The sequence below is a fragment of the Myxococcus sp. CA056 genome, from assembly GCF_013336715.1.
Taxonomy (GTDB): domain Bacteria; phylum Myxococcota; class Myxococcia; order Myxococcales; family Myxococcaceae; genus Myxococcus; species Myxococcus llanfairpwllgwyngyllgogerychwyrndrobwllllantysiliogogogochensis.
This window is the reverse complement of sequence record NZ_JABUMT010000001.1, coordinates 602,263-628,200: the sequence shown is the minus strand read 5'-3', so window position 1 is coordinate 628,200 and position 25,938 is coordinate 602,263. Positions and strand designations below refer to the sequence as shown.

At 69.4% G+C, this 25,938-nt stretch carries 27 protein-coding genes; 15 read left to right on the top strand and 12 right to left on the bottom strand.

All coding sequences use genetic code 11. The features are described 5' to 3' along the window. Positions 1-28 precede the first annotated feature (28 nt). A complete protein-coding gene (locus HUA76_RS02550; RefSeq protein ID WP_254613965.1) occupies positions 29-832 on the top strand; it encodes an AraC family transcriptional regulator in 804 nt (267 codons plus the stop codon). Between the two features lie 74 nt (positions 833-906). Continuing rightward, positions 907-1,503 (top strand): hypothetical protein, encoded by a 597-nt coding sequence (locus tag HUA76_RS02545; RefSeq protein ID WP_371823420.1) that lies wholly within the window; start codon positions 907-909, stop codon positions 1,501-1,503. 3 nt (positions 1,504-1,506) lie between these two features. On the opposite strand, the gene HUA76_RS02540 is transcribed toward HUA76_RS02545, so the two are convergent. Then, complete coding sequence (locus HUA76_RS02540) at positions 1,507-2,118, bottom strand: hypothetical protein (protein ID WP_174457353.1); 612 nt, start codon at positions 2,116-2,118, stop codon at positions 1,507-1,509. 101 nt (positions 2,119-2,219) lie between these two features. On the opposite strand from HUA76_RS02540, the gene HUA76_RS02535 reads away from it, so the two are divergent. Beyond that, positions 2,220-2,993, top strand: coding sequence for a hypothetical protein (locus HUA76_RS02535; protein ID WP_174457352.1), 774 nt, complete (start codon positions 2,220-2,222; stop codon positions 2,991-2,993). Positions 2,994-3,004: 11 nt separating this feature from the next. Here HUA76_RS02535 and HUA76_RS02530 read toward each other — a convergent pair whose 3' ends face one another. From HUA76_RS02530 to HUA76_RS02510, 5 genes are read right to left on the bottom strand one after another with little or no spacing between them, the layout of a single operon-like run. After that, positions 3,005-3,205: a hypothetical protein gene (locus tag HUA76_RS02530; protein ID WP_174459892.1), complete on the bottom strand. Its 201-nt coding sequence runs from the start codon at positions 3,203-3,205 to the stop codon at positions 3,005-3,007. Positions 3,206-3,207: 2 nt separating this feature from the next. Beyond that, positions 3,208-4,056, bottom strand: coding sequence for a hypothetical protein (locus HUA76_RS02525; RefSeq protein WP_174459891.1), 849 nt, complete (start codon positions 4,054-4,056; stop codon positions 3,208-3,210). A gap of 40 nt (positions 4,057-4,096) precedes the next feature. Next, positions 4,097-5,257: a TadE/TadG family type IV pilus assembly protein gene (locus tag HUA76_RS02520; RefSeq protein ID WP_174459890.1), complete on the bottom strand. Its 1,161-nt coding sequence runs from the start codon at positions 5,255-5,257 to the stop codon at positions 4,097-4,099. A 10-nt stretch (positions 5,258-5,267) separates the two neighbouring features. Continuing rightward, positions 5,268-6,896 (bottom strand): TadE/TadG family type IV pilus assembly protein, encoded by a 1,629-nt coding sequence (locus HUA76_RS02515; RefSeq protein WP_174457348.1) that lies wholly within the window; start codon positions 6,894-6,896, stop codon positions 5,268-5,270. A gap of 26 nt (positions 6,897-6,922) precedes the next feature. Beyond that, positions 6,923-7,762: a TadE/TadG family type IV pilus assembly protein gene (locus HUA76_RS02510; protein ID WP_174457347.1), complete on the bottom strand. Its 840-nt coding sequence runs from the start codon at positions 7,760-7,762 to the stop codon at positions 6,923-6,925. A 351-nt stretch (positions 7,763-8,113) separates the two neighbouring features. Here HUA76_RS02510 and HUA76_RS02505 point away from each other — a divergent pair, with 351 nt between their 5' ends. From HUA76_RS02505 to HUA76_RS02495, 3 genes are all read left to right on the top strand, one after another. After that, the gene (locus HUA76_RS02505; protein WP_174459889.1) at positions 8,114-11,257 is read left to right on the top strand and encodes a PAS domain-containing protein; all 3,144 of its coding nucleotides are present in this window, start codon (positions 8,114-8,116) and stop codon (positions 11,255-11,257) included. Next, the gene (locus HUA76_RS02500; protein WP_174457345.1) at positions 11,254-12,399 is read left to right on the top strand and encodes a HAMP domain-containing sensor histidine kinase; all 1,146 of its coding nucleotides are present in this window, start codon (positions 11,254-11,256) and stop codon (positions 12,397-12,399) included. Before HUA76_RS02505 ends, HUA76_RS02500 begins: the two co-directional genes overlap by 4 nt. A 159-nt stretch (positions 12,400-12,558) precedes the next feature. Further along, positions 12,559-12,765: a hypothetical protein gene (locus HUA76_RS02495; protein ID WP_174459888.1), complete on the top strand. Its 207-nt coding sequence runs from the start codon at positions 12,559-12,561 to the stop codon at positions 12,763-12,765. A gap of 12 nt (positions 12,766-12,777) precedes the next feature. Here HUA76_RS02495 and HUA76_RS02490 read toward each other — a convergent pair whose 3' ends face one another. The 3 genes from HUA76_RS02490 to HUA76_RS02480 all read right to left on the bottom strand — a co-directional run bounded on the left by HUA76_RS02490 (position 12,778) and on the right by HUA76_RS02480 (position 14,447). Next, complete coding sequence (locus HUA76_RS02490) at positions 12,778-13,566, bottom strand: FRG domain-containing protein (protein WP_141643021.1); 789 nt, start codon at positions 13,564-13,566, stop codon at positions 12,778-12,780. A 74-nt stretch (positions 13,567-13,640) separates the two neighbouring features. Beyond that, a complete protein-coding gene (locus HUA76_RS02485) occupies positions 13,641-14,051 on the bottom strand; it encodes a response regulator (RefSeq protein WP_256433617.1) in 411 nt (136 codons plus the stop codon). A gap of 159 nt (positions 14,052-14,210) precedes the next feature. After that, a complete protein-coding gene (locus HUA76_RS02480) occupies positions 14,211-14,447 on the bottom strand; it encodes a hypothetical protein (RefSeq protein ID WP_141643023.1) in 237 nt (78 codons plus the stop codon). A 348-nt stretch (positions 14,448-14,795) separates the two neighbouring features. Between HUA76_RS02480 and traC the strand changes: the two genes are divergently transcribed. Beyond that, entirely contained in the window at positions 14,796-16,556 is a 1,761-nt protein-coding gene (traC, locus tag HUA76_RS02475) for an outer membrane exchange accessory lipoprotein TraC (protein WP_371746238.1), read from the top strand. Positions 16,557-16,840: 284 nt separating this feature from the next. Beyond that, a complete protein-coding gene (locus HUA76_RS02470) occupies positions 16,841-18,304 on the top strand; it encodes a M57 family metalloprotease (protein ID WP_174457343.1) in 1,464 nt (487 codons plus the stop codon). Between the two features lie 78 nt (positions 18,305-18,382). Here HUA76_RS02470 and HUA76_RS02465 read toward each other — a convergent pair whose 3' ends face one another. Continuing rightward, on the bottom strand, positions 18,383-19,642 hold the full coding sequence (locus tag HUA76_RS02465; RefSeq protein ID WP_174459887.1) for an MFS transporter: 1,260 nt from the start codon (positions 19,640-19,642) through the stop codon (positions 18,383-18,385). A gap of 329 nt (positions 19,643-19,971) precedes the next feature. Beyond that, complete coding sequence (locus HUA76_RS02460; protein WP_174459886.1) at positions 19,972-20,559, bottom strand: hypothetical protein; 588 nt, start codon at positions 20,557-20,559, stop codon at positions 19,972-19,974. A 131-nt stretch (positions 20,560-20,690) separates the two neighbouring features. Between HUA76_RS02460 and HUA76_RS02455 the strand changes: the two genes are divergently transcribed. From HUA76_RS02455 to HUA76_RS02435, 5 genes are all read left to right on the top strand, one after another. After that, positions 20,691-21,662, top strand: coding sequence for a LysR family transcriptional regulator (locus tag HUA76_RS02455; protein WP_174459885.1), 972 nt, complete (start codon positions 20,691-20,693; stop codon positions 21,660-21,662). Further along, a complete protein-coding gene (locus HUA76_RS02450) occupies positions 21,659-22,564 on the top strand; it encodes an AEC family transporter (RefSeq protein WP_174459884.1) in 906 nt (301 codons plus the stop codon). Before HUA76_RS02455 ends, HUA76_RS02450 begins: the two co-directional genes overlap by 4 nt. 90 nt (positions 22,565-22,654) lie before the next feature. After that, positions 22,655-23,509, top strand: coding sequence for a nucleotidyltransferase family protein (locus tag HUA76_RS02445; protein WP_141643628.1), 855 nt, complete (start codon positions 22,655-22,657; stop codon positions 23,507-23,509). Positions 23,510-23,609: 100 nt separating this feature from the next. Next, complete coding sequence (locus tag HUA76_RS02440) at positions 23,610-24,281, top strand: hypothetical protein (protein ID WP_141643627.1); 672 nt, start codon at positions 23,610-23,612, stop codon at positions 24,279-24,281. A gap of 181 nt (positions 24,282-24,462) precedes the next feature. Further along, positions 24,463-24,855 carry a hypothetical protein gene (locus HUA76_RS02435; protein WP_141643626.1) on the top strand — a complete coding sequence of 131 codons (393 nt, stop codon included), beginning with the start codon at positions 24,463-24,465 and terminating at the stop codon, positions 24,853-24,855. Between the two features lie 54 nt (positions 24,856-24,909). Here the strand turns inward: HUA76_RS02435 and HUA76_RS02430 are convergent, their stop codons facing one another. Then, positions 24,910-25,119, bottom strand: a complete 210-nt coding sequence (locus HUA76_RS02430; RefSeq protein ID WP_141643625.1) for a hypothetical protein — start codon at positions 25,117-25,119, stop codon at positions 24,910-24,912. A gap of 242 nt (positions 25,120-25,361) precedes the next feature. Here HUA76_RS02430 and HUA76_RS02425 point away from each other — a divergent pair, with 242 nt between their 5' ends. Together HUA76_RS02425 and HUA76_RS02420 are read left to right on the top strand one after the other, a co-directional pair. Further along, positions 25,362-25,556, top strand: a complete 195-nt coding sequence (locus HUA76_RS02425; protein WP_174459883.1) for a hypothetical protein — start codon at positions 25,362-25,364, stop codon at positions 25,554-25,556. Between the two features lie 100 nt (positions 25,557-25,656). After that, entirely contained in the window at positions 25,657-25,935 is a 279-nt protein-coding gene (locus HUA76_RS02420; protein ID WP_141643623.1) for a hypothetical protein, read from the top strand. Positions 25,936-25,938 lie beyond the last annotated feature (3 nt).

Sequence of the window (25,938 nt, the reverse complement as noted above, 5' to 3'; positions counted from 1 at the left end):
TTCTTGTGTCTTTCCCTTGTGGGGACGAATGGAAACCACCAAAACGCGTGAAACCTTGGAACACTGGCGGATGGGCTTCATGGGGCGGGTGGCGAATCCGCTGTTCGCGGAGGAGCTGTTCGACCGGGTGCCGGACATCGTCTTCTCGGTGAAGGACATCCGGGGGCGCTACGTGTGCATCAGCGAGGCGTGCGCGGAGCGCTGTGGCCTGAAGAGCAAGGCGGCGGCGGTGGGGCGCACGGCGCACGAGCTGTTCCCCCAGCACATGGCGGACCGGTACGTGCGACAGGACGAGAAGGTGTTCCGGACGGGGCGCGCGCTCGTGGACAACCTGGACCTGACGTTGTTCAACAGCCGCAAGCCGGGCTGGTGTCTGACGAGCAAGGTGCCGCTGTTCGACGCCACGGGCGAGGTGATGGGGTTGGCGTGTCTGTCCAAGGACGTGCACGAGCCGGGGCGCGCGGGGTTGGTGGACGAGCGCTTCGCGGGGACCATCGACTACATCCAGGCGAACTATGGGGAGCGGCTGCGCATCGACTCGCTGGCGCGGCGGGCGGGGATGTCCGCGGCGCAGTTCGAGCGGCGGATGCGGCGCATCTTCCAGCTGTCGGCGGGGCAGTTCATCATGAAGACTCGCATCGACGCGGCGGCGGAGCGACTGGTGGAAGATGCGCAGCCCATCGCCGCCATCGCGCTGGCGGTGGGCTTCTGTGACCAGAGTGCGCTGTCGCGCCAGTTCAAACAGGTAACGGGGTTGAGCCCGCGACAGTACCGGCAGCTCGTCGTCGCCACGTCCGCGTCGGGAGCGCCACGAGGCAAGCGCTCCCGCTGAAGGGAGGGGGCCTTCCCCAAACCCTCGCGGATGTGGTGCGCTGGCGGGCACCGATGAAAGCGACCGCGTTCCCCGTGTCCACCGTCGCATTCCATGTCGTGGCGCTGGCGTTCTTCGGCGGCTGCGCGGCGTGGCTCGTCCAGGAGTCGCAGGCGCTCGGTGGGCGTCGGGGGATGATGGCCCTGGCGGTGGCCGTGGCCTCGGGAGGACAGGTGTTGCTGTCGCTCGTGGCGCTGGTGTCGCTGCTGCGGGCGCGGGCGCTCGTCGCGCTGGGCTCGCGGGCGCGGATGGGGACCTATCTCCAGATTCTCGCGGGGATGGGGTTGCTGGCGCTGCTCGGCGTGCACCTGGTGTATTCGGAGGCGCGGCCGGCGCTGGGGAGCTTCTGTCTGGGGTTGGCGGTGTGGCTGGGCGCCATCGGCCTGCACCTGGTGCCGGGGTTGTTCCTCGCGGGTGACGGCTTCATCGACCCCTTGGGGCGGCGCACGCGCTTCTCGGAGCTGGAGTGGTTCTCCTTCCAGAAGGGCGACGGCGAGCCGCCCCGGGTGTTGCTCCAGGCGGGACGCGGAGCGTCGCTGCGCCTGGAGGCGCGGCTCGCGCACGACGCGGTGGATGACGTGCGAGGACGGCTGCTGAAGGTGGGGCTGTCTCCGCGCGCGCCCGGGCGCTGAGGCTCACTTCTTGGACGGTGGCGCGGGGAACATGGCGGGCGTGGTCCGCTCCTTCCACGGGTCTCCGCCCACGCCGAAGTCGACGAGGTGGAACGGGTTCTCTCCGCCCATGCGCACCAGGCCCAGGCCGGGGACGGCGGCGGACCACTCGGCGGTGATTCCTCCGGAGAAGGTGTACTCCAGCACCTCCAATGTCTTTCCGGCGACGGTCTCCGTCGTCTTCTGGAGGAACTTCCCTTCGCGTCTGGATTTGGCCGCGTCCTTCTTGAAGGGCTCGGCTGTCTCGCGGGACTTCTCTCCGGGAATGGTGGCTCTCATCAGCAGGACGTTGTTGGAGCCGAAGCGGTCGCCCTCGACGAGGAATTGGATGGTGATGCGGCCCGAGGAGGGGACCTCTATCTCCATCTCGAGCCATCGTCCGCGCTTCTCCTGATAGCGCCCCGGCGCGCCGACCTTGACCACGAAGCGCGAAGGGCCGTCCGTGGCGAGGGCTTCGTAGCGCGCCCAGCCTCCCTCGCGCGGAACGATGGGGAGCTCGGGAAAGCCCTGGGGAGTCGCCACCTGGGCCTGGACCAGCACGGCCAGCAGGGAGAGCAGCGCCGCGGCACCCATCATCCACATCCTTCCCATTCGCAACCCCTCGCAGTGGAGGAGGTCTCCAAATCAAAGACATGCATTGGATTGGGGCGCGAGGGGGAACCATATAGGATTGCCCCATGTCCCGCATTCCGACGGCCTTGAGTGTTTCCTTCCTGCTGTTCGGTGCCTGCTCCGACTCCCGGCGGGGAGCGGAGGACGCCGGGCAGGGATTGGCCCTGGTTCCCCTGACGCCGCCGCCCGCCCCACTTCCGGTGGCGGAGGTCGAGGACGCGGGAACCACCGCCCCGGCCGCGCCCATCATGGTGGACTCGTCCCGCCTCAAGGAGGCCCGGGCGCTGGTTCCCGCGCCCTTGCTGTATGGCCAGCTTCGCCCCGTGCTCGGGACGTGGGTCGACTATGCGCTGCGAAGCAAGGAGACCCAGTCGCGGGTCCGTATCTCCCTGGTGGGGGAGACGGTCCGGGAGGATGGCACGCCGCTGTATCAGCTGGAGCTGGACCATGAGACCTCGCCGCGCACGCTCGTGGTCCTCTGGGTCCGGGGAGGAGCGCGTCCCTTCGTCGACCGGCTCGCCATCTCCGTACCGCCCCATGCGCCCCTCTCCATTCCGGTGGACCTCCATGTCGACCAGCCAGAGCTCAGGGGCGTGCTGGAGGGGGAGCGGGACACCGTGCTGCGCGAGGGGCCCTTCGCGGGCAAGGCGCGCGAGCAGACCTTCCGTCGGGAGGATGGAGGCCTCGTGGGTGTGGTGAGCACCGAGCGGGTTCCGCTGCTCGGCGTGGAGTCCATCCGCGATGCGGAGACGACCTGGGTGGTCCGGGCGACGGGGACGGGCGCGAAGCCCGCGCTGGACTCGGTCCCCATCGCCATTCCCCGCGTGCCCGGGCAGTGAGGGCGTGCCACTCAGCCCAGAGGATAGCCGAGCACGACGTAGAAGCCGCGCACGTAGATTGTGTACACGGCGAAGATGTCCGGCGCGAAGGCGGACAGACCCAGGGTCCCCACGATGAGCACCGCCAGCAGCAGGGAGAACTCCGTCAGCGCCTGTCCGCGTGAGCGAGGGCGGCGCAGCCAGCGGTAAGAGGAGGTCAGCCATCCGTTCATGTTCAGGGCTCCTGAGCTGAGTCGGTCCGTTCGAGGACCACGGTCACGAGTGTCTCCCCCGACTCCGGGCCACCCATGGGGGACAGGGACAGGGAGATGCGCTCCCCGGGCTTCTGGAAGTCGAGCAACTGCACGCCCTCGGCTTCGGAGCGTGCGTCCTTCTGGACGTAGCCGCGCTGTTCGAACTGTTGCCGGTAGAAGCTCGCGAGGCCGACGGGCGTGCCTTGCGCCACCTCGGTGATGGTGGTGTTGCCCTCGGTGGGACCCTTGTTGCGGTCCTCGAGGCGCAGCATCGTCGTGGCGCCAGGGGGGCGCGGCAGCGAGGCGGGCACCACGGCCTTCAGGTGCATGCCTTCGGGAGCATCGATGATGGAGGGGAAGACCTGGGTGCGGGGAGGCTTGCCGCCGATGCCCACGGTGGTGACGGAGACGAGTGCTCCGCGCTTCGCGTCGTAGTAGCTGATGGCGCCACCCCCGGCCCCATCCGGCTCGGTCGCGGTGCGGTGGCCCTGCCGGCGGAACTCGCGGGCATAGAACTCCATCACCTCTCCGGCGGAGTCGGTCGTCTCGAAGTACGCCATCTCCATCGGGTTGCCGTTGGCCTCCAGCCGTCCCATGGGAATGGCCTTCGCGCGCGGATAGGCGGGGAGGAGTCCCTGGAAGCGCTTCGTCATGGGCTGCGCGTTGGGCGGCGCGGAGACCAGGGCTCCCGTCGTCGTCGGAGGCTTGGGGCGCGGAGGTGGCTCGGGAGGAGGCTCACGGAGGGTGGCCGCCGTGGCCACCACCAGCAACACGCCGCCCAGCCCGATGACGCGCGTCAGGGCGCCCGTGCGGTCCGCCAGGCGCTTCATCGTGTGCCCTCGGAAATGGAGACCCACGTGCGCACTCGCGCTACTCCTCTTTCTTCTCGGAGCACGCGAGGTCTCCGTAGGTGAAGTAGTCCTCGCCCTTGCGCTTCGAGCGCGCGTACTCGGACTCCGGCTCCTTGGAGTCCACCGTGCCCTGGAAGTATTTGCCTCGGCAGTTGTAGGCCCGCATGGGCCAGTTGAAGTGGCCATACTCCGTGCGGGCCCTCCCGCGCTTCTCCTTGATTTCGTCGGGCTCGCAGCTGTCGAAGCACGCCCGGGTGTCGTTCTTCCAGTAGGCCGCCAGGAGCTTGTCGCCGGGGACGGTGCGCGTGTCGCCACCTCGGGGCTTCCGGACGGCATTGTAGCGGCCCCCTTCCTTCACGTGACGGATGAGGACCGAGTCGCGGATGTAGTCTGACTTCAGGGGGAAATCCAAACCCAGCACGGAGAGCACCGCGCCAATGGTATCGAGCGCACCGCCTTCGGACGCGAGGCCCGCGTAGGCGATCTGCTTCACCCGGTCATGGGTGAGCTGCTGGACGCGAGGATACGAGTTGGCGGGGTCGTCGCCATGGCCCCAGGCGCGCCACGTGTCGTGGACCAGGAAGAACGTCTCCTTGAAGTTCAGGTCCAGTCGGTCGTCGTCGATGCGGCTCGTGAGGAAGGCGATTTGCGGGGGGATGATGCCGTTCTCGATGTGGACCTCCACCTGGGCGCGAACGGCGCCCTCGTCGGGGTCCAGGCCCATGGCCTTCGCGACATAGCCCGCTGTCGAGCCCAGGACTCCCAGCACCTTGCCCATGAACTGGGTTGCTCCTCCCTTGCTCCCGCGTTCGGAGAGGGATTCCTCCTGGAGCGCCGCGTTCGCGTTCTCGACGCGCACGTTGAGCGTGAGCCGGTTCTGATGGCCCAGTCCGGTGGGCAGCTCTCCCGTCTTGGTGGAGCCGTCGAGGTCCTGGTAGCGCTCCTGCGCTTCGGCGGTGATGCGGCCCAGGTCCGGGCGCACGGTCCGCTCGAAGGCGACGTAGCGCGCGAGCTCCGCGGCCTTGAGGCGCACGTGCTGCACCTCCCAGAAGTAGCTCGTCCCCAGGATGAGCACGACCATGACGGGGGCCAGGAGGGCGAACTCCGTCGTCGCCGCCCCCCGGCGTGCGCGCCTGCCTGGTTGCCAGCTTCTTCGCTTCGTGGCGATTGGAGTCGTCATGGCCATCCCGTCAGTAGTTGAGGGCGTCGGCGAATTCCGACTCGGCGGTGTGCCACCCATCAATCAGGTCGCCCAGGGCGCTCTCCTCCCAGTGGGTCTTCGCGGGCGCCAGGCGGGCGGTCCACAGGGGGTTGAAGAAGTTGGGCTCCTCCTTCCAGTCACCCGGGCGGTGGTAGATGGCGCGGCCCACGGCCATGGCCATCATTCCCCCCGTCTCCTCGCGGAACTTCTGGGCCTTCTTGTCCTGGACCCCGCCCGCGAGCCTCCAGGTGATGTCGAGAAAGCCTCCGGTGACCTTCTCTTTCTTGTCGTCGTGCTTCCCGGAGCTGGAGCCCGCCATGAAGCCCTTCTGGCGCATGCCCTCGAGGTGGAACGGCGGGATTTCATCCCCCGCGCTCGTGGGAATCATGTTCTTGGACAGGATGGTGAGGTTGCACGGATAGCTGAAGTGGTTGTGCCACGGGTCGACGAAGCTGGTGTCCGACGTGAGGAAGGGCGTGAGGCCCCACCAGTTGTGATGGTCATCCGTCTTGCGTCGACCGTAGGTCTGGTGGAAGCCGCCCTGGTTGTCCGCGGCGACCCGGAAGTTGATGGACAGGATGTTGTTCCAGCCATCCTCCCTGCCGCCGAAGAGATAGGGGCAGGGGCTTCTCCACTGAATCTTGATGTCGTCGGAGGCGAAGAGCTGGTCCCTGCGGTTGTCCTCGAACCCCTCGTCGAAGCTCTTGACCTGGCTGTCCGCGACCTTGGCGACGCGCAGCTCCACGAGCAGGACGCAGAGGTTCAAGGACCACTTGCGGCCAATGAGAGGAATCTCCTTGCCCACGGCCGTCCATTCTCGCCGTGCGCCATTGACGAGGTTGCCCATCAGCAGCCGGTACTTGGCCATGTCGGGCTTGGACAGCTTGTTGTCGTCCTTGCTCAGGAGCTTGGAGCGCTTGCCCAGGCCCGTGGGGTCGGTGAGGTCGAACGTCTTGTCCTTGCTCGCGGGGCCGTCGTCGATGACGTGCAGGAAGTTCTTCAGGTTGGAGAAGTTGACGTTGTACTTGCCCATGATGGCCCCGAGCCCCGGGCCGGCGGACATGACCGAGCCTGGCCTGGCCTTGGGGTCCGTGCCTCGGATGACGCCCTCGCTCGAGTTGAGCAGCAGGTCCTTCATGGTCCCCAGCATCATGGCTTCCTGGGCGAGCCATAGGCCCACGTTGAGCGCCGATAGGATGGGGATGAGGAGTCTGGCGACCCACTCCACGGCTTTCTTCCAGGCTTTGATGACCTGCTCGACGGCGGTGAAGATGGCGCTGACGACCGGGATGTACTTGGCGTACTTGGCGATCTTCCCGATGGTCATGTCCAGGTACAGGGCATGGCTCACGTACGACATGAAGGTGAGCATGGCCGAGTAATGAACAATCATCGCGCGGTTGGTGTAGGCCAGGAAGTTGTAGGCCCGGGCTTCCTTCACCGCGAGGGAGTACGCCTGCGCGTCGGCGGCGTCCTGGAGCTTTATCTTTTCATAGACACCGTGGCCAATGCTGACGGAGGCCATGACGGTGACGGCGAGCACGAGCATGGCGACGGTGCCGATGACCAGGGCCTGACCCCGTTCGTCCCTGCGCAGCCTTCGAAGTAGCGAGAACATGGTCATCCCCCGGGAGCGGTGACGGGTCAGCCGTCGACGGCGCACCGACCAGGTCCGTGCTGGTCATTGTTGAGATAGTTGGACTGCATGCGCATGGACCAGGTGGCGACCAGCGGCATCACGTACTTGCTCTTGTTGCCGCCCAGCCGTGCCAGCGACACGATCTTCCCGTGGTCCGGGCTCAGGTTGCGGCCTCGGTCCTGGAGGTACTGGGTCGCGTTCCTGCCACCGACGCGCTGGCTTTCGAACTGGAAGCCCTTGAGCTGATCCAGATAGTCGCGCCCCAGATAGAAGCTGTGGAGCTGCCAGTTGGCGAAGGGGATGCGCAGTTCGTAGAAGTAGGTGAGCCGCACCGAGAGAAGGTTCGCCTCGATGACGCGGTCATCCCGGACGTCGTCGTAGTCGATTTCTCGCGCATCCAGGTGCGAGCCGTAGGTGCCGAAGAGTTCGTCCAGCTCCCCCTTCTTCGGGTTGACGACGTCGACGCGGAACAGGGGCAACCCCACGTCCGTGTAGAACATCTTCATCACGCTCGTCGCGAGCAGCTTCCGTGAGTAGGCTTTGTGGACACCCACCGCGTACTTCACCGTGTCGACGCGGCCTTCCTTGCCATCGAGCGGCGGCAGCGTGGGCAACAGCGACGCGAGCGCCGCCTTCTCCATCAGCTTGCAGTCGCCGTGATTCACGATGCCAGCCCGCACCGCGCGGTAGGCGCCGTACTCGGTCATCAGTCTGGCGTTGTGCACCATGCCGAGCTGGATGATGCCCAGCACCATGAACACCATCATGGGCGCGATGAGGGCCGTCTCGACGGCGGCTTGTCCGGACTGTCCGGAGGCGACTCCAGGTCTGTCTATCGAGCGCATGGCCCTCCTCGGGCACGACTTCACTGCACCCCCGGCCCTCCCCACCCGCTGAACCCAGACTCTATGGAAGAACGCGCTACGAAGGAAACGTGTGGCTCCATTTGAAGTCGCAAGGATTCTGGAAATCCGCCAGTTCGTGGCTTTTGCAACACCGTGGCTATGACGTCAGGGTTTCCCGGTGGGTGTGCGGGGCATCCCCGGTCCGGCGAGACACCGGAGGCACCGGAGACACCGGAGACACCGGAGACACCGGAGGCACCGGGTCCCTGGGGACCGATTGTCGGGTGGTGGAAAGCGCGCGGGGCCCGAAAGGGTGGCGCGGGTGCGGGCTGTTAATGTGAGGTGCGTTCCATGTTTCCGTCCCATCCCCGCCCGGAGAAGGTGGCCGAGGAGTTCGCCGTGTCGTCGGAGCTGTCCCAGGGAGCGTTGTCCTGGCAGGTCCTGGAGAGTCTTCCCCAGCTTGTCTGGATGACGCGGCCGGATGGGCAGCACGTCTATTTCAACCGGCGCTGGTACGAGTTCACCGGCCTGTCCCCCGAGCAGTCGCTCGGCGACGGCTGGCGGCGCATCTTCCATCCGGACGACATGGCGGAGGCGGACAGGCGCTGGGCACACTCCCTCCGCACGGGCGAGCCCTACGAGGTGGAGTTCCGCTGCCGGCGCCATGACGGGACGTGGCGGTGGATGCTCGGTCGCGCCAATCCGCTGCGGGACGCCGAAGGCCACATCCTCCAGTGGTTCGGCACCACGACGGACATCGAGGAGCCGAAGCGGGCCTCGGAGTCCATGCGCTTCCTCGCCGAGGCCGGCGCGCTGCTGTCCTCCTCCGCGCTGGATTTGGAGGGCACGCTGTCGTCACTGGCGCGGCTCGTCGTCCCGAGGCTTGCGGACTGGTGCGCCGTGGAGTTGGTGGAGGAGGACGGCCGCTCACGCCAGGTGGCGGTGGCCCACGTGGACCCCAGCCGGGTGCGGCTGGCCGAGCAGGTCCGAGAGCGCTACCCGCCGCGCCCGGATGACCCCCACGGCGTGCTGGCCGTCATCCGCACCGGCGCGCCCGTGTTGCAGGAGGTCATCTCCGAAGAGACGCTGGTCTCCGGCTCCCGGAGCGCCGAGCACCTGGACTTCCTGCGGCAGCTCGGGCTGCGCTCGGCGGTGATTGTCCCGCTGAAGGCGCGCGGACGCATCCTCGGCGCGCTCACGCTGGTGACGGCGGAGTCCGGCCGGCGCCTGGGCCCGCAGGACCTGACGCTGGGCGAGCAGCTCGCGTCGCGCGCCGCGCTGTCCGTGGACACCGCGCGCCTGCACCGCGAGACGCAGGAGTCGCTGCGCCGCAGTCAGGAGGAGCGCCGCACCGCGGAGACGCTGCTGCGCATCGGCGTCTCGCTGTCCTCGGAGCTGGACGCGGCGGTGCTCGTCCAGCGCATCACCGACGAGACGGTGGCCCTCACCGGTGCGGGCTTCGGCGCCTTCTTCGAGAACCGGGTGGACGAGCGAGGTGAGTCGTACCTGCTCTACACGCTGTCCGGCGCGCCCAGGCAGGCTTTCGCCCACATGCCCATGCCGCGCAACACCGCCATCTTCGGCCCGACGTTCCGGGGCGAGGGGACGCGCCTCTACGACGACGTGACGCTCCAGCCCGACTACGGCAAGAGCGCGCCCTTTCACGGGATGCCGCCCGGCCACCTGCCGGTGCGCAGCTACCTCGCGGTGCCCGTGAAGGGCCGCTCCGGCGAGGTGCTCGGCGGCCTGTTCTTCGGACACGAGGAGCCCGGGCGCTTCCGGGAGGAGCACGCGCGACTGGTGGAGGGCGTGGCCTCGCAGGCCGCGGTGGCCCTGGACAACGCGCGACTGTTTCGCGACGCGCGACGGGCCGAGGAGCGCTTCCGCTCGCTCGTCACCGCCACCGCCCAGGCGGTGTGGGTGACGCGCCCGGATGGCCTCATCGAGGAGGACAGCCCCTCCTGGCGCGCCTACACCGGGCAGACGTATGAGCAGTGGCGGGGACAGGGGTGGTTGGACGCCATCCACCCGGAGGACCGCGAGCCGGCCGCCCGCGCGTGGCAGGCGGCGGTGACGGACGTGCGCCCCTACGAGGTGGAGTACCGCCTGTGCCGTCCGGACGGCTCGTACTCGCCCACGCTGGCCCGCGCCGTGCCCGTGCTCAACGTCAGCGGCACGGTGCGCGAGTGGGTGGGCACCAACACGGACATGACGGCCCAGCGCCGCGTCGAGGAGGGGCTGCGCCGGTTGGACCGCGAGCAGGGGGCGCGACGGCTGGAGGCCCTGCGCGCGGAGGTCAGCGGCGCGCTTTCGCGCGAGGGCACCGTCGGCGAAATCCTCCAGAGCTGCGCGGAGGCGCTGGCCCGTCACCTGGGTGCGCAGGTGGCGCGGCTGTGGATGTACTCGCGGGACGCGGCGATGCTGGAGCTGGTGGGCAACGCGGGGCCGTCCGCCCCGCCTCCGGACCGCTGGGCCCGCGTGTCCCTGCATGGCCCGAGCCTGGTGGCGGAGGTGGCCCGCAAGCGGGAGCAGGTCTGGGTGGACCAGATGGAGCTGGATGCCCGCGTCCTGGACCGGGCCTGGGTGCGGGAGCAGGGCGTGCGCTCGTTCGCCGGCATTCCCTTGCTGGTGCGCGGTCAACTGGTGGGTGTCATGGGCCTCTACAGTCGCGACGTGCTGGGCGAGGACGCGATGGCGGCGCTGGCCACGGTGGCGGACGCGCTCGCCCAGGGCCTGGAGCGCCGCAGGGCGGAGGAGGCGCTCCGGCTGCGCGCGCGGGAGCTGGCCCACTCCAACGAGGAGCTCCAGCAGTTCGCCTACGTGGCCTCGCATGACTTGCAGGAGCCCTTGCGCATGGTGGCCAGCTACACGCAGCTGCTCGCCCGTCGCTACCAGGGCAAGCTGGACGCGGACGCGGACACCTTCATCCACTACGCGGTGGACGGCGTCACCCGCATGCAGCAGCTCATCCAGGACCTGCTGGCCTACTCACGGGTGGGGACGCAGGGGCGGGAGCCCAGGCCCGTGGACGCGAACCAGGCCCTGGCCCGCGCGAAGGCCAACCTCCGGGTGGCCCTGCAGGAGTCCGGCGCGGACTTCCGCGCGGGGCCGCTGCCCACGGTGCTCGCGGACGAGACGCAACTGGCGCAGCTGTTCCAGAACCTCATCGGCAACGCGCTCAAGTTCCATGGTGATGCGCCCCCGCGCGTGGAGGTGACGGCGGAGGCGCGAGGCGCGGAGGTCCGCTTCTCCGTGCGGGATTGGGGCATTGGCATCGACGCGCAGGACTTCGAGCGCATCTTCGTCATCTTCCAGCGCCTGCACGGCAAGGAGGCCTTCGCGGGGACGGGCATCGGGCTGGCCATCTGCAAGAAAATCGTCGAGCGGCTGGGCGGACGCATCGGCGTCGAGTCGCGGCCGGGGGAGGGGAGCACGTTCTGGTTCACCCTGCCCTGGCCGGCGGCCGGAGCCACGGTGTCCGAGGCGTCGTCATGAGTGAGATTGGCTCGAACGAGCGTCCCCTGCGCCTCTTGCTGGTGGAGGACAACCCGGGTGACGCGCGGCTGCTCCAGGAGGAGCTGCGCGAGGTGGGCACCACGCGGTTCGAGGTGCTCCACGTCGAGCGACTGGCGGACGCGGTGCGCGTGGTGAGCACCGACCCCCAGGTGGACGCGGTGCTGTTGGACCTGTCGCTGCCGGACGGGCACGGGCTGGGCAACATCCCGCCCCTGCTCCAGGCCGCGCCGTCCATCCCCCTCGTCGTGCTCACCGGCACCGACGACGAGCGACTGGCGGTGCGCGCGGTCCACGAGGGCGCGCAGGACTATCTGGTGAAGGGCCAGGTGTCGGGCCCGCTGCTGGTGCGCGCGCTGCGGTATGCGATTGAGCGCAAGCGGGTGGAGGAGGGCCTCAAGCGCGAGGAGGCCGCGCGGCGCACGGCGGTGTTCCGCGAGCAGTTCCTCGGCATCCTCGGCCATGACCTGCGCAACCCGCTCCAGGCCATCTCCGGCAACGCGTCGCTGCTCTTGCGCCACGGCGGCCTGAGCGAGCCCCAGCGCAAGGCCATCAACCGCATCTCCATCTCCGCGGACCGCATGGCGCGGATGATCAACGACCTGCTGGACTTCACCCGCACGCGGCTGGGCTCGGGCTACGTGCTCGAGCGCGCGCGGATGAACCTGCACGAGGTGCTGCGCCAGGTGGTGGAGGAGCTGGAGGTGGCGCACCCCCGGCGTCAGTTCGAGCTGAGCCTGACGGGCAACGGCTGGGGGGACTGGGACGCGGACCGCATCGCCCAGGCGGCGTCGAACCTGGTGGGCAACGCCGTGCAGTACTCGCCGGAGGACACCTCCGTGCGGGTGATGGTGGCCGACGCGGAGAGCGGCGTGAGGGTGGAGGTCCACAACTGGGGCCTGCCCATTCCCACCGAGCGGCTGTCCTCCATCTTCGACCCCTTCGTGCGCGCCCAGGACATGCGCAGCGCCCAGCGCAACGGCCTGGGCCTGGGGCTCTACATCACCCACGAAATCGTGCGCGCCCACGGGGGCCTGCTGGGCGTCTCCTCCTCCTCCGAGGAGGGCACGTGCTTCTGGCTCAGCCTGCCGCGCCAGTACGTCGCCTCGGGTCTGGGCGGTTGAGCGACGACGCACGGCGCCTGCCTGCCCGTGGTGAAAGCAGGCGAGCCGCGAGGGAGGAAGTGAGCGCGTGTCGCGGCGCGCGGAGGGAGGACCCATCTTTGACGGGTGCATTCAACCCGGCCGTCGTCTCCAGGCGGCCCCACTCCTGGAGGTCCGGCGATGGTGATGCTCGGTGCAGCCCTCTTTGGTACCCTCTTCTTCCTCGTGGCCCTCTTCGCCGTCATCCTGCTCGGCGCCGCGGGCAACAAGTGGGAGAAGGACATTCGCGCGGTGACGGAGCGTGAGCGCGCCAACGGCCTGCTCGGTGATGTCACCTTGAAGGACCCCGACATCGCGCGGGGGCCCCACGTCCACGCGCACGCCTGAGCCACGCGGGCTTCAGCGGGGCCGCGGGCTGTAGTAGCGACGCAGCCAGCGGCTCAGCCCGTCCAGGCCGGGGAAGAGCACGCGCTCGGTGACGTTGGCCTGGTCCAGCTTGTCCCGCACCTCCCACTTCAGGGCCGCGGGGATGATGAGCTTGCGCACGCCCTGCTTCTGCTTCTCCAGGAAGGTGTCCAGGCGCAGGTCCGGCCCGTTCATCACCGAGAAGAGGGCGAACTGGTTGACGATGCGCGCGTCCAGCGACGGCGGCTCGAAGAAGAGCACGAAGGGGTGCTGGGTCAGCCGGTCCAGCTCCGCCATGGAGCCGGCCGCCGCCGCCAGCATGTCCCCGGTGAACACGTCCGCTCCCTCCTTGCGCAGCTGCGCCTTGAGGGGGCGGGGGAGCAGGCGGTTCGTCTCCCGGTAGTCCACGCACCACACCACGCCGTCCGCGCCGGCCAATTCGCTGTCCTCGGTGAGGAAGTGCAGCGCGACGTAGGGGCTGAACGTCCAGTCGAGCATCCGCGTGGGCAGGCCGTGGTGCTGGGCCAGGGCCAGCCAATCCCAGACGGAGTCCAGGGGCTCGCGAGGCGTGCCCCGCGCGTACTTGCGAAAGGCGCGCAGGAGGTCGCGCTCCTGGCGGATGAACATGCCCTGGCGGTTGAGCGCGGTGGACAGGTCGTGCTCGACATGGGGCATGCCCCGGAAGACGAAGTTGGAGCGGTGACGGCCGAGCGCCTCGTTCCAGGAGTCGGAGAACAGGGAGTCCTGGAGCTCCAGCCACGTGGTGACGCGATGCTCTTTCATGACGAGGGCGGGCAGTGCCCTCGGGCCCGCTGTCCCCGAAGATGCGGCGTGCCGGGCGGGGACGGAAGCGGGCGTCAGGCCACGCGTTGGTCGCGGGGCGCCACGGTGGCCGGAGGCGGGCCCGGCTGGGTGAGGCGGTGCAGGATTCGCGACAGCTCACCTGGGGCGAAGGGCTTGCGCAGCAGGCACACCGCTCCCTCGAAGCTGGGCAGCTCCAGGTCGAGCCCCGTCGTCAGGACGATGGGCAGCTCCACCAGCGAGCGCTGCGCGTGCAGCATCCGGATGAGGTCCTGGCCCTCGATGTCGGGCAGCAGCCAGTCCAGCACCAGCACGTCCACGCGAGGCTCGGAGAAGAAGGCCTTCAACGCGGTGAAGCCGTTCTCACAAGCGAGGACCCGGTAGCCCTCCAGCTCCATGGTCTCGGCCATTGCGTCTCTGAGGAGGCCATCATCCTCGGCCAGGACGACCACGGGGCGATAAGGCATGCGCAAGGCTCGCGAAGACCGGAGGAGAAGGGCTCAAGCGGCGCGCGGGTCCGGGCTTCCCACCGCCACCGTTGGGCAAGAACCCCGGAGGCGGTGCGCCTCGTCCCGGCCTCCACGCGAAGGTGGAGGGCCGGCACGTCGGCTGCTCTTCGAACCGGGCTAGGGCCTGCCCGTGTCCGCTGGCTGGTTGAAGGCGTACTGGTCCGCGCCCGGCGCGGCGTCCTGCTGGAACATGGGGCACTTGGCGCAGGTGAAGCTGTCCCAGTCCTCACGCACCGCCATGTCGATGCAGCCGCCGTAGAAGCGGCAGTGCACGTTGCGGTGGTCCTCGACGGAAAAGGACTCCGCGCGCATGGGCAGGCGGAACTCTGTGGGACGCGGTTGTGGACAGGACATGTTGTCTCTCTTGCCCCCCTCGTGGGTGCGTTGAATCGTCTACCGGCTGTTGCGACGCGTCATTCCCGGGGCGGACTCCCAGGCCCGCGCGATTCACGGCGAACCTCATAAAGGCCAGCAGCAGGGGTTGCCATCCACGCCGGCCGTCCGGCCGTGGGGCGGGGGACCGGGCTCGGGGCGCCTCCGAGGCGCGACGGGTGGTGGATCACGCCCGACAAGCCCGCCGAGGGGGCCAGGCAGGGGGCGTCGACATGCGAACACTTCACCCGGTGCCGGCTTTCCCGGAAGATGCGAGGCGTGTCCGCCCCCCTTCGTCCCCTTCGTTCGGCTCCTGGCGCATCTCGTGGCGTGCTCGGCGCCCTGGCCCTGGCCTCGCTGCTCGTCCTGACGGCCTGTTCGGCCTTCTCCCGCGCCGTGAAGGAGGGCGACTCGGCCAGCCAGCAGCAGAAGTGGGCGGAGGCGGAGGCGGCCTACCTGCGCGCGCTCGCCGCGGACCCGGAGGCCTCCGAAATCACGGTGAAGCTGCGCGAGGTGCGCCGCGCGTGGAGTCAGGTGGTGCTGGAGGAGGCCCGGGGCGTACACGACGCGGGGGACCTGGATGGCGCCATGAAGCGGCTGGTGCGCGCGCTGGAATTGGACGCGGAGAACACGGCCGCGCGAGAGCTTCTGGGGGTGACGCTGGATGAGCGCGTCGCGGCGGGCCTGGAGGCGCTGAAGGCGGACAAGCTCCAGGAGGCGCGCGCGGAGCTGGACGCGGTGCTGTCGGTGGCGCCGGACCACGCGGGCGCGAAGAAGGGCGTGGACCTGGTGCAGGTGGCGTGGGCGAAGCGCTGGTTCAACACCGGAGACGGCCTGGAGAAGGCCGGCAAGCTGGGCAACGCGCTGGTGGCCTACGTGCGCGCGGACCAGGAGCGCGTGGGCGCGACGGCCGCGCGGGAGCGGGCGGAGGCGGTGCGGCAGAAGCTGCGCGACGAGGTCGCCTTCCTCGTCGTCGCGACGCCGGTGGAGGACAACGCCGGAGCGCCGGACGTGGCGCAGCGGCTGGCGGCCGGCAGGCTCGCGGCCATGCTCCCCACCCAGCTCCCCCTGCGCGTGGTGACGGAGGCCCCCGAGGGCCGCGAGGGCGTGAAGCTGGACCTGTCCCTGGAGCGGGTGCTGCCCCTCAAGGCGGTGGAGGACTCGCAGCGCTCGCACCGCTACCTCGCCGGCAAGACGTCCGTGCCCAACCCCCGCCGCGCCGGCTTCGAGACGAAGCTGCTCCAGTCCGAGCGCGCCCAGGAGGAGGTGGACCGCAAGCAGGCCGCCGCCCTGCGCGAGTACCTGCGCATGCAGACGGAGATGAACCTGCTGCGCGCGGGCGCCGAGCGCTGCCGTGAGCGCGAGCGCCGCGAGTGCCTGGAGGCGCTGCAGGAGTGTGGCGAGGCCGCGCGCGAGGCGGAGAAGCCCGGCACGCTGCCCGGCGAGTGCAGCCCCGCGCGCTGCGCCAGCGGCCTGTGCGCGAAGGAGGAGCAACTGCTGACGCTGATGGTGGTGGCGGTGAAGGACAAGGAGACGAAGCTGGAGGCCGCCCTGGACAAGTCGGAGTCGCAGCGCATCGAGGTGCAGCGCCACCGCGATACGACGTTCCGCGAGCCCGTCACCGTGGAGGAGCCCATGTTCTCCGACTTCGTCTACGACGTGCAGCTGCACCGCCTCACCGTGACGGCCTCCGTCACCGCGGTGATGCGCGATTTGCTCAAGGCCCAGGTCCCCGCGCCCCACACCGACGACTTCGCGGTGACGCACGAGGATATGGCGCACAAGGGCTACGACAGGTACGGCGTGCTGGCGGACCCGGTGCAACTGCGCAACGAGCTGGAGCTGCGCGTGGAGGTGGGGGACAAGGCCGTCTCCGACCTGGCTCGCCGCGTGAAGGAGCGCTTCGACGCGTACCGTGGCAAGCGCGTGGAAGATGCCCGCCGCGGCATGGTGCGCCCCGGCGCCGAGGATGTGGTGGAGACCGCCGTGCGAGCCCTGCTGCTCACCGCGGACGCGCCCCCGCCGGATGTCCTCCAGCCCCTGGCCCGCGCCCGCGGCCTCAACCGCCCCGAGACGCTCCTGGGCCTGTAGTCCGGCCTGACCCGCGACACTTTACAACGGGGGTGTCCTCTTCCTGGACACCTCCGCCGCGGCGTTCCAAACATTTGAAATCAAAGGAGTTTTGTTTCGGAATGTTACGGGGTTTTACAGCCGGGGCGTGAAACGTGGAGTCAGCGTGCTCCGGGTATCTCCAGCGTTTCCGTGAAAAGCGTGAGGGAAATCCACTAGTTGCGGGCTTGGCATGGCGGCTGCTTCGTCGCCGGTCCCCGAGCTGTGGGAGCTCTGGCAGTACCCCCTCTGCAAGAAGGATGTTCATGTCCCAGTCCAAGTTGATCGGTGCCCTCGCGGGCCTGGCGCTGCTGGCCGGTTGTGGTGGCGGCGAAGGGTCCACCCCCGCCCCCGAGGCCGTTGGCCAGGGGATGTCGTGGGAGCAGTTCCTCTCGGTCGTCTACCAGGAGCCGGACACCGGCATCTTCATCGCGGATGGCGACACGACGTTCGCCAACGAGAAGCTGCTGCGCGAGTTCTACGAGAACAACGTTCGTAACGGGCAGCTCATCGTCCATACGGCCGGCGGCGCGGATGCCGCGTGGAACGCGACGCAGAAGAAGAACATCACCTACTGCGTGAGCACGACGTTCGGCTCCAACTACAACGCGGCCGTGCAGGCGATGGCGAACGCGGCGGCGGCGTGGGAAGCGGCGGCCAACGTCGACTTCGTCTACGTCAGCGCGCAGGACGCCAGCTGCACCGCGAGCAACGCGAACGTGGTGTTCGACGTGCGTCCGGTGAACTCCGGTGGCCAGTACCTGGCGCGCGCGTTCTTCCCGAACGACACCCGCGCCAACCGCAACGTGCTCATCGACAACACGGGCTTTGGCAACACGTCGCCCTGGACGCTGACGGGCATCATCCGTCACGAGCTGGGCCACACGCTGGGCTTCCGCCACGAGCACACCCGCCCCGAGTCGGGCACGTGCTTCGAGGACAACAACTGGCGCGCGCTGACGACGTACGACTCCGCGTCCGTCATGCACTATCCCCAGTGCAACGGCTCGCAGACGGGTGACCTGGTCCTGACGGCCAAGGACATCCAGGGCGCCGTGGCGCTCTACGGCGCGCCGGGTGGCACGGACCCCGAGCCGCCGGGTCCGGGCACGGGCACGCCGACGACGGAGACCCGCTCGGGCTCCGTGGCGACGGGCAGCAACACCAGCTACGGCCCCTTCAACGTGGTGGCCGGCACCAGCTTCAGCGTGGCGATGACGGGCACGGGCGACCCGGACCTGTACGTGCGCTTTGGCGCGGTCCCCACCACGACGACGTATGACTGCCGTCCCTACCTGAGCGGCGCGTCTGAGTCCTGCAACGTGACGGTGCCCGCGGGCGTGACGACGGCGTACATCATGGTGCGTGGCTATGCGACGGGCACGTTCAACCTGACCATCAACTACACCAAGCCCGCGGCGGGCGGCACGCCGGCCACGGATAGCAAGACGGGCAGCGTCGCGGCGAACACCAACGTGAACTTCCCCGCGTACAGCGTGCTGGCCGGCTCCACCTTCCGCGTGGCGATGACGGGCACGGGCGACCCGGACCTCTACGTCCGCTTTGGCGCGGCGCCCACCACCGCCACGTACAACTGCCGTCCGTTCCAGACGGGCGCCACGGAGACGTGCGAGCTGACGGTGCCCGCGGGTCAGACGACGGCGTACGTCATGGTGCGCGGCTACACGGCGGCCACGTACAACCTGGCCATCAACTACACCAAGCCGTAGTCGCTTCCGGCTTCCGGTGTGGAACACGGGCGGTCTCCTTCGCGGGAGGCCGCCCGTTGTTTTCGTGGCGTGGCGCTTTCAGTCGATGAGGGGACTCAGGTCCGTGCGCACCGCGCGCTGCGAGTCCAGGCGTCGGCGCCGGGGGCCCGCGATGGCCAGCTGCCAGACGGCGCAGACGAGCCCCAGCGCGAGACAGCCGAGCCACAGCGCGGACGTGCCGGCGCGGCCGAGCACCCAGCCCCCGAGCGCGGGCGCGGCGCTGGACGCCAGGCCCCAGAGCATGTGGTACGCGCCCTGGTAGCTGCCGCGCAGTCCGGACGGGGCCAGGTCCGCGACGACGGAGGGCGCGACGGGGGCCTGGGCCATCTCTCCCAGCGTCCAGATGGCCACGGCCAGGGCCGCGAGCGCGACGTTGCCCGTCAGCGCGTGCAGGCCAAAGCCGATGCCGGTGAGGACCGCGGCCAGGGCCAGTGCCTGGGCGCGGCGCAGGCGGCGCAGCACCGGGTTCGTGAAGGGCTGGAGCGCGACGATGAGCAGGCCGTTGACGGACAGCACCGCGCCGAACTGCGCCTCCGTCAGCCCGCGCGAACTCAGGTCCATCGGGAGCGACACCTGGCTCTGGTAGAAGATGAGCGCCACGCCGAAGTAGGGGACGGCGAAGGCGACGAAGCTCGGGTCCAGGAAGGGGGCCAGCAGGGAGCCCATGGCGCCCGGTGCCTGGGTGTCCGACGTGGCCGGAGGCTTCGCGGGGCGCGTCTCCGGCAGGAGCAGCCAGATGCAGCAGCCATAGGTGAAGGTGGTGATGGCGTCGACGATGAAGAGCGTCAGGTAGCCGTAGCGGACCATCAGTCCGGCCATGGGCAGGGCGATGGCGAAGCCCACGTTGACGACCCAGTAGAGCAGGCCGAACGCGCGCTGACGGTCCTCGGGGGAGACGACGTCCGCGACGGCGGCGGACACGGCGGGACGGTAGACCTCTCCGCAGATGCCCAGGCAGAAGGCCGCCGCGGCGATGGCGGCGGGCTCGCGCGCGAAGCCGAGCAAGAGCATGCCCACCGAGCCCAGCCACAGTCCGCCGGCCAGGGTGATGCGGCGGCCCACGCGGTCCGCGAGCATGCCGCCCAGGGGACTCGCGATGACCGCGCCCACGCCATAGAGCGACACGGTGAGCCCCGCGCGCTCCACGCTGAAGCCCCGCTCGCGGGTGAGGTACAGCGCGAGGAAGGGGACGACGAAGCTGCCCAGCCGGTTGACCAGCGTGCCCACCCACAGCACCCAGTACGTGCGAGGCAGTCCGCCGGCCATCTCGCGCAGCGCCCGTCGCAGCGCGCCCGTCATGAGCGCCCTCCCTTTGTTGCCGCGAGGAGATGCGAGGGGCACCGGAGGACGAATCGAGAAGCCATGGCCGCGCGCGAGCATGCGCCAGCGTGTCTCGCGCTCCAAGCCATCCTTGAACAGGGCGCCAGAGTCCGGAGAGTCGATGTCTTGCTTTGGGTTCCGAGCATTTGCGCGGGAATGACGAAGAGCCCGGGCCGCGCCTGATAACGCGTCCGGGGCCTGGGGAGTCCGACGCCGCGTGGGTTGCGACCCATGCGCACCGTCACCTCAGGGGCGCCGTCATCGCCGTACGGCCGCGACGGCGCATCCCATGCCAGGGCTGACGCGCTTCAGTGCTTGACGACGGGGTGGGTGGCCAGGGCTTGCGGACGCTTCTCCGGGGCGCACAGGTCATTGTCGGCGGGGCGCTGGCCAAAGAAGAGCTGGGTGCCTTCCACCTTCACCACGTCGTGGTCCCTGCCGCACTCGGTCAGCGGCTTGAATGACAAGCACGCGCCAGGGACGGGCTGCTCCACGCCCACCGTCCACGCGCCCGTGCCGCAGCCCGACTGGGTGAAGACGTCCGCCAGCGGCTGCAGGTGCGCGGTGAGGTAGCGCTCGCCGAAGGTGAAGGTGCCCTCGGTCGCGCCCGACACCTTCTCCGAATCCTGTCCCAGGCTGTAGGGGCCGACGACGCGCGCGGTGAACAACTTCGTCTGGCAACCCGCGTCGCGGAAGAAGTCCAGGCGGAGCGTCCAGGCGGACTCGGTGAGCTGGAAGTGGCGCTGGAGGTAGTTGTTCGAACCGTCGCCGTTGGGGACGGCTTCACATGTGGCGCTGTCCCAGGTGCCGGCGAGGTCCTGGGGGCGGACGTGGGACTTCGCTCCTCCGCACGCGGCGGCGCAGAGGGTGACGAGGGCAATGGCGAGGATGCGCATGGCGAGACTCCGTGGGTGGCTCGGGAGACCGCGAGTCGCGGCCTGTTTCCGGTGACGCCATGAATGCGCCAGGAGGCGGCCTGCGGAAACGCTGGAGGTTGCAGGGAGGGGCTGCGAGATTGCAGGGCACCATGCTGGACTGGAACGACCTGCGGTACTTCCTGGCGGTGTCGCGAGAGGGGACGCTCGCGGGCGCGGCGCGGGCGCTGAAGGTGGATGCGACGACGGTGGGGCGCAGGCTCGCTGTGTTGGAGGAGACGCTGGGGGCGCGGTTGTTCGAGCGGACTCCGGGGCGGCTCGCCCCGACGGCGGCGGCGCGAGGCATCCAGGGGCCCGCGGAGGAGATGGAGGGGGCGATGCTCGCGGTGGAGCGTCGAGCGGGAGGGGAGGACGCGCGGCTGGAGGGCGTGGTGCGGGTGACGACGACGGAGGCGTTCGCGGTGAACACGTTGTTGCCGCGCTTCGCGCCGTTCCGGGAGCGGCATCCGGGCATCGAGGTGCGGTTCCTCACGGACTACGGTGCGTTGGACCTGACGCGGCGTGAAGCGGACGTGGCGGTGCGGCTGACGCGGCCGAGCGAGGCATCGCTGGTGGCGCGCAAGGTGGGGGACATCGCGATTTCGCTCTATGCGTCGGAGGCGTACGTCGCGCGCCGGGGGTTGGCGGACCCGGCCACGGGGTTCGCGGGGCATGACGTGATTGGGTACACGGGGGCGGCGGCGAAGTGGCCAGAGGCGCGGTGGTTGGAGTCGGTGGGGTCGTCCGCGAGGGTGGGGGTGCGGTGCAACTCGTTGCTGTCGGTGATGGCGGCGACGGGTGGGGGATTGGGGTTGGGGTTGATGCCGTGTCTCCAGGGAGACCTCACGCCGGGTTTGCGGCGGTTGTTGCCTCCGGTGGTGGCGTTGCGGCGTGACATCTGGCTGGTGGTTCACGCGGACCTGCAGCAGAACGCGAGGGTGCGGGCGGTGATGGATTTCCTGGCGGAGCTCATCCAGCGCGAGCGCGCGTTGTTGTCGGGAGGCGGGGTGGTGGGCGTTGGGAAACAGGAGTCACGGTCGCCGCGCGCGGGACAGCGTCGACGCGGGAAGGCGCGGGCGTCATGAGTCAGGTCATCGGGTTGTTGGGGACGTGTCTGGTGCTGGGGGTGCTGGCTCGGCGCAGTGGGAAGTTCCCCGAGGGCTCGGCGGGGCCGTTCAACACGTTCGTGCTGTACGTGGCGTTGCCGGCGCTGGTGTTGCGGGTGATGCATCGGCTGGAGTTCGTGCCGTCGCTGCTGGTGGCCGCGGTGGTGCCGTGGCTGTACTACCTGGCGGCGGGGCCGTTCTTCCGGTGGCTGGGGCCTCGTCTGGGGTTGTCGAAGGAGTCGGTGGCGGCGTTGGTGTTGACGGGAGGGTTGGGCAACACGGCGTTCGTCGGCTTGCCGATGGCGGAGGCGTTGCTGGGTTCGGAGGGGCTGGCGGTGGCGGTGGTGGCGGACCAGCTCGGCTCGTTCCTGGTGCTGTCCACGTTGGCGACGCTGGCGGCGGCGCGAGCGAGCGCGGAGGTGGAGCTGCCGCTGAGCGCGCTGGCGAGGAAGGTGGCGACGTTTCCGCCGTTCGTGGCGTTGGTGGTGTCGCTGCTGTTGCGGCCGGTGGGGTATCCGGTCTGGGTGGAGTCGGTGCTGGAGCGGCTGGGGGCGTTGTTGACGCCGCTGGCGTTGTTCTCGGTGGGGTTGCAGTTGCGGCTGTCGGGCGTGAAGGCGCGATTGCCGGCGCTGTCGCTGGGGCTCTTCTACAAGCTGGTGCTGGTGCCGGGGGTGGTGACGCTGGGGTTGTTGGCGTTGCCGGGGTTGTCGCCGGTGGTGGTGCAGGCGACGGTGCTCCAGGCGGCGATGGCGCCCATGGTGAGCGCGGCGATTCTCGCGGCCGAGCATCGGTTGGACCCGGAGCTGGCCGTGCTGATGGTGGGCGTGGGGATTCCGCTGTCCTTCGTCACCGCGCCCCTGATGTTGTGGCTGGTGCGGTGAACCAAGTGGGCCGTCGCCCGCTCGCCTGCCCTTCGGGCGGGTGCGCGGACGACTCGCTGACGTGCCGGCCCTGCTCCCCTATCTTCCCTCATGGCCGAGCAACCACCGAAGGCCTCCGGGGCACCCGGAGGAGACCCGAGGCGGATGGAAGTGCGGCGCTCCGTGGCGGAGCTGGGCGCGCGCACCTACGCCATCCAACTGCTTTCCGACGCTGGCATCCCCTTCCTCGTGGGCGGCGCCTACGCCTTCGCTCACTACACGGGCATCTATCGCGATACCAAGGACCTGGACCTCTTCCTCCACCGCAAGGATGGAGACCGCGCCCTCGAACTCCTCGCGCGCAACGAATGGCGCACCGAGAGCGAGGTCCACGGCTGGCTCCACAAGGCCTTCTGGGCGGACTTCCTCGTCGACCTCATCTACGGCTCCGGCAACGGCATCACCGCCATCGACGAAGCCTGGTTCGAGCACGCCGTCCCCGCGCAGGTACTGGGCTGCCCGTGCCGCGTCCCTCCCGCCGAGGAAATCTTCTGGAGCAAGGCGTTCGTCCTCGAGCGAGAGCGCTTCGATGGCCACGAACTCACCCACCTGCTCCTGAAGACCGGCGCGACGTTCGACTGGGAACGCCTGCTGCGCCGCTTCGACCGCTACTGGGAAGTCCTCCTCTCCCATCTGCTCTTCTTCCGCTTCGCCTATCCATCCGACCGCGCCATTGTCCCCGACTGGCTGATGCGCGAATTGCTCTCCCGCGCGGACAGCTCCGTGGACCACGGGAACTGGCAGGAGCGCATCTGCCGGGGACGACTGCTCTCACCCACCAGCTACCGCGTCGACGTCGACGAGTGGGGCTACGAGGACGGTGACTCCTGGGACAAACGCGAGCGCAAGCGCGATGACCCGTCCCTCGCGGCAGGCGGCGCTCCAGGCGCTCACGGGCCCCACTGAGCCCGTCCCTCCATGCGAGCCCACGGGGTGCACGGCCATGCCCGCCCCGGGCTCGCGACCCTACCTTCCCTCCAGTGCCCAGAGGAAAGGCAGGTGCCCCGTGTCACGCCCCGAATCCGGACCCCGAGGAGCGCTCGGCAGGCTGAGCGCGGTGCTGCTGTCGCTCGGACTCGCCGCGCCCGCGAGCGCGCAGCTCGCCGTCTCCGAACGCGGCGGTCCCATCCGCTTCCAGGTAGGCGAAGAGTCCCTCACGGTGTCCCTGAGTCGCGACGTCGTGCGCGGCGGAGGCTTCGACCTGCGTCGCACCGGCTCCTCGCTCAAGGGCCGCCTGCGCGGCGGTGACGTGGACCTGCGCTGGCCCCAGGGGCCCATCGTCGGACGCGTGGGCGTGGAGGACAGCCGGCTCGAACTGTCCCGCATGGCCTCCGAGCAGGGCCTGCGCGTGGATGGCGAACTCGCCCACTGGCCCACCTCGCTCGTCATCTCCCCCGTGGGCATCTCCGGCGACGTGGGCGGCTGCAGCTACACCCTGACGGTGGCGGGGGGCCACTACACCGGTTGGCGCACCTGTCAGCCCGACGTGGACGGCGAGCCGACCTCCGTCTCCCTCAGCCTGCCGAAGACGATGGAGGTCCTCGGGGAGAAGGAGCAGGCCGCGCTGCTGTCGCTCTTGCTCTCCGCGCAGGGCCTGCCGCCCGCACCGCCTCGGGAGGCCTCCGACTCCGGGCGCACCCTGGAAGGCCCCGGCCTCGACGAAGGTCCGCGCAGGTGAGGCCCCCGCACCCCACCGTGTCCGCTCTGCTCGAAATAGTGAAATCGAAGTGCAGATGCCACGGTGAGTCATGGGCCCGTGCCTGACGGGGCACCCGCGGGTCATGCTTCAATCCCTCTCCAGCGCGCACGCACGTGCGTGATGGGCCATCGCCCATCCTTCGCTGAAAGAGAGCCCACCCATGAAGCTGTCCCTGACGGTGCTGTCGGCGCTGGTCGTGTCCGGTCTGCTGGCCTGTGGTGGAACCGAGGCCGTCGAGGCGCTGGAGCCTCTCGCCCAGGAGGAGAGCGCGCTCGAAACGTGTACGACGACCTGTTCGAATGGGTCGACGGTGTCCTGCACGGGCACCACGTGCAACACCTACCCGGGCGAGTCCGTCGAGTGCGATGGGCTGCACAAAATCTGCCCCATTTCGCTGCCCTCCATCTGCCTGCAGCCCAACAGCTCCTGCTTGAGCCTCGCGGGCAAGGCGTGCTCCCCGGCGGGCAGCGGCACGCGCTCGTGCTGCATCAACCGGCGCGTCGGAAACTGCTTCTGCACCATCCAGGGGGTCTGGGCCTGCTCCGCGAATTGAGCCTGCCCGTGGGGTGAGCGCGTCGAGCCTCGTGGATGCTCGACGCGCGGGACATCAAGCCGTGGCCGCCGCGCCGAAGGACAGCTCCACGCCGTTGTCCTTCACGCGCATGCGAGGTTTGGACAGCCAGTGGCAGTGGGCGCAGTAGCTGTGCGCCCCGGAGGGGCTGGCGCGCACGTTCACCGCCCCACCGCAGAGCACGCAGCCGTCGGGAAGGACGAATTCGGCGAACCGCTCGCCGATGTTGCTCTCGAATTCAGTCATGCCTCTGAGTTAACGCAGGAATCGCGCGGCACAAGCAGACCGCTCCGGGCCCTGGGTACGCGCCCTGGAGGGCATCGCACCCTTCCACCCCACGAGCAGGCAGGCAGGCGAGCGTGGCTGCATTCCTTACCGCCTCGCGGCCGACTGACGTCCCGTGGACACCGCAACCCCGGGCATCCGCGTGGACTGACTGGCACGGTGATTGATCTCCAAGACGCCAGGAAACGGGAGAGGGGGACGGCATGGGTGGCGTGGAGCGCGTGGACGTGAGCGAGGACAGGAAGGGCTGGGGGGTGGAGGTCGTCACGCCGGAGGGCGAGGTGCGGCGCTACCGGTACCGGAGCGAGGCCCAGGCGCGCTACTTCGCGGCCGTCTTCGCGCTGGGGCCCCGGGTGCTGCCCCCCGTGCGCCGGGGGAAGGCCCGGAAGGCCGCTTGAGGGCCTCATTCCGGGGGGATGTCCGGGGACCAGGCCTCCAGGCGCCGTCACCGTGGCTTCCCACTACCCTTGCGGGCGGGTTTCGGGGAGGCTTTGCGTCATGAGCGACGCGAGCAAGCCCTTCCTCATCCCCGCCAACCGGCAGTACATCACCAAGGAGCCGGACCCCGCGGGCCGCTGGTCCACGCTGTTCCCGGACATGATTGGCTACAAGAACCAGGGTGGCGGCAAGGTGCCGGCGGACTTCGGCTGGAACACCAACCCCAAGCAGTGGCAGGAAGAGATGACGCCGGGCACGCTGGCCGAGCGCTTCAACGAGCTGCGCGTGCTGCCGTCGAAGGCGGAGGCTCCCGCGCTGCCCGCCGACACGAAGAAGTAGTCG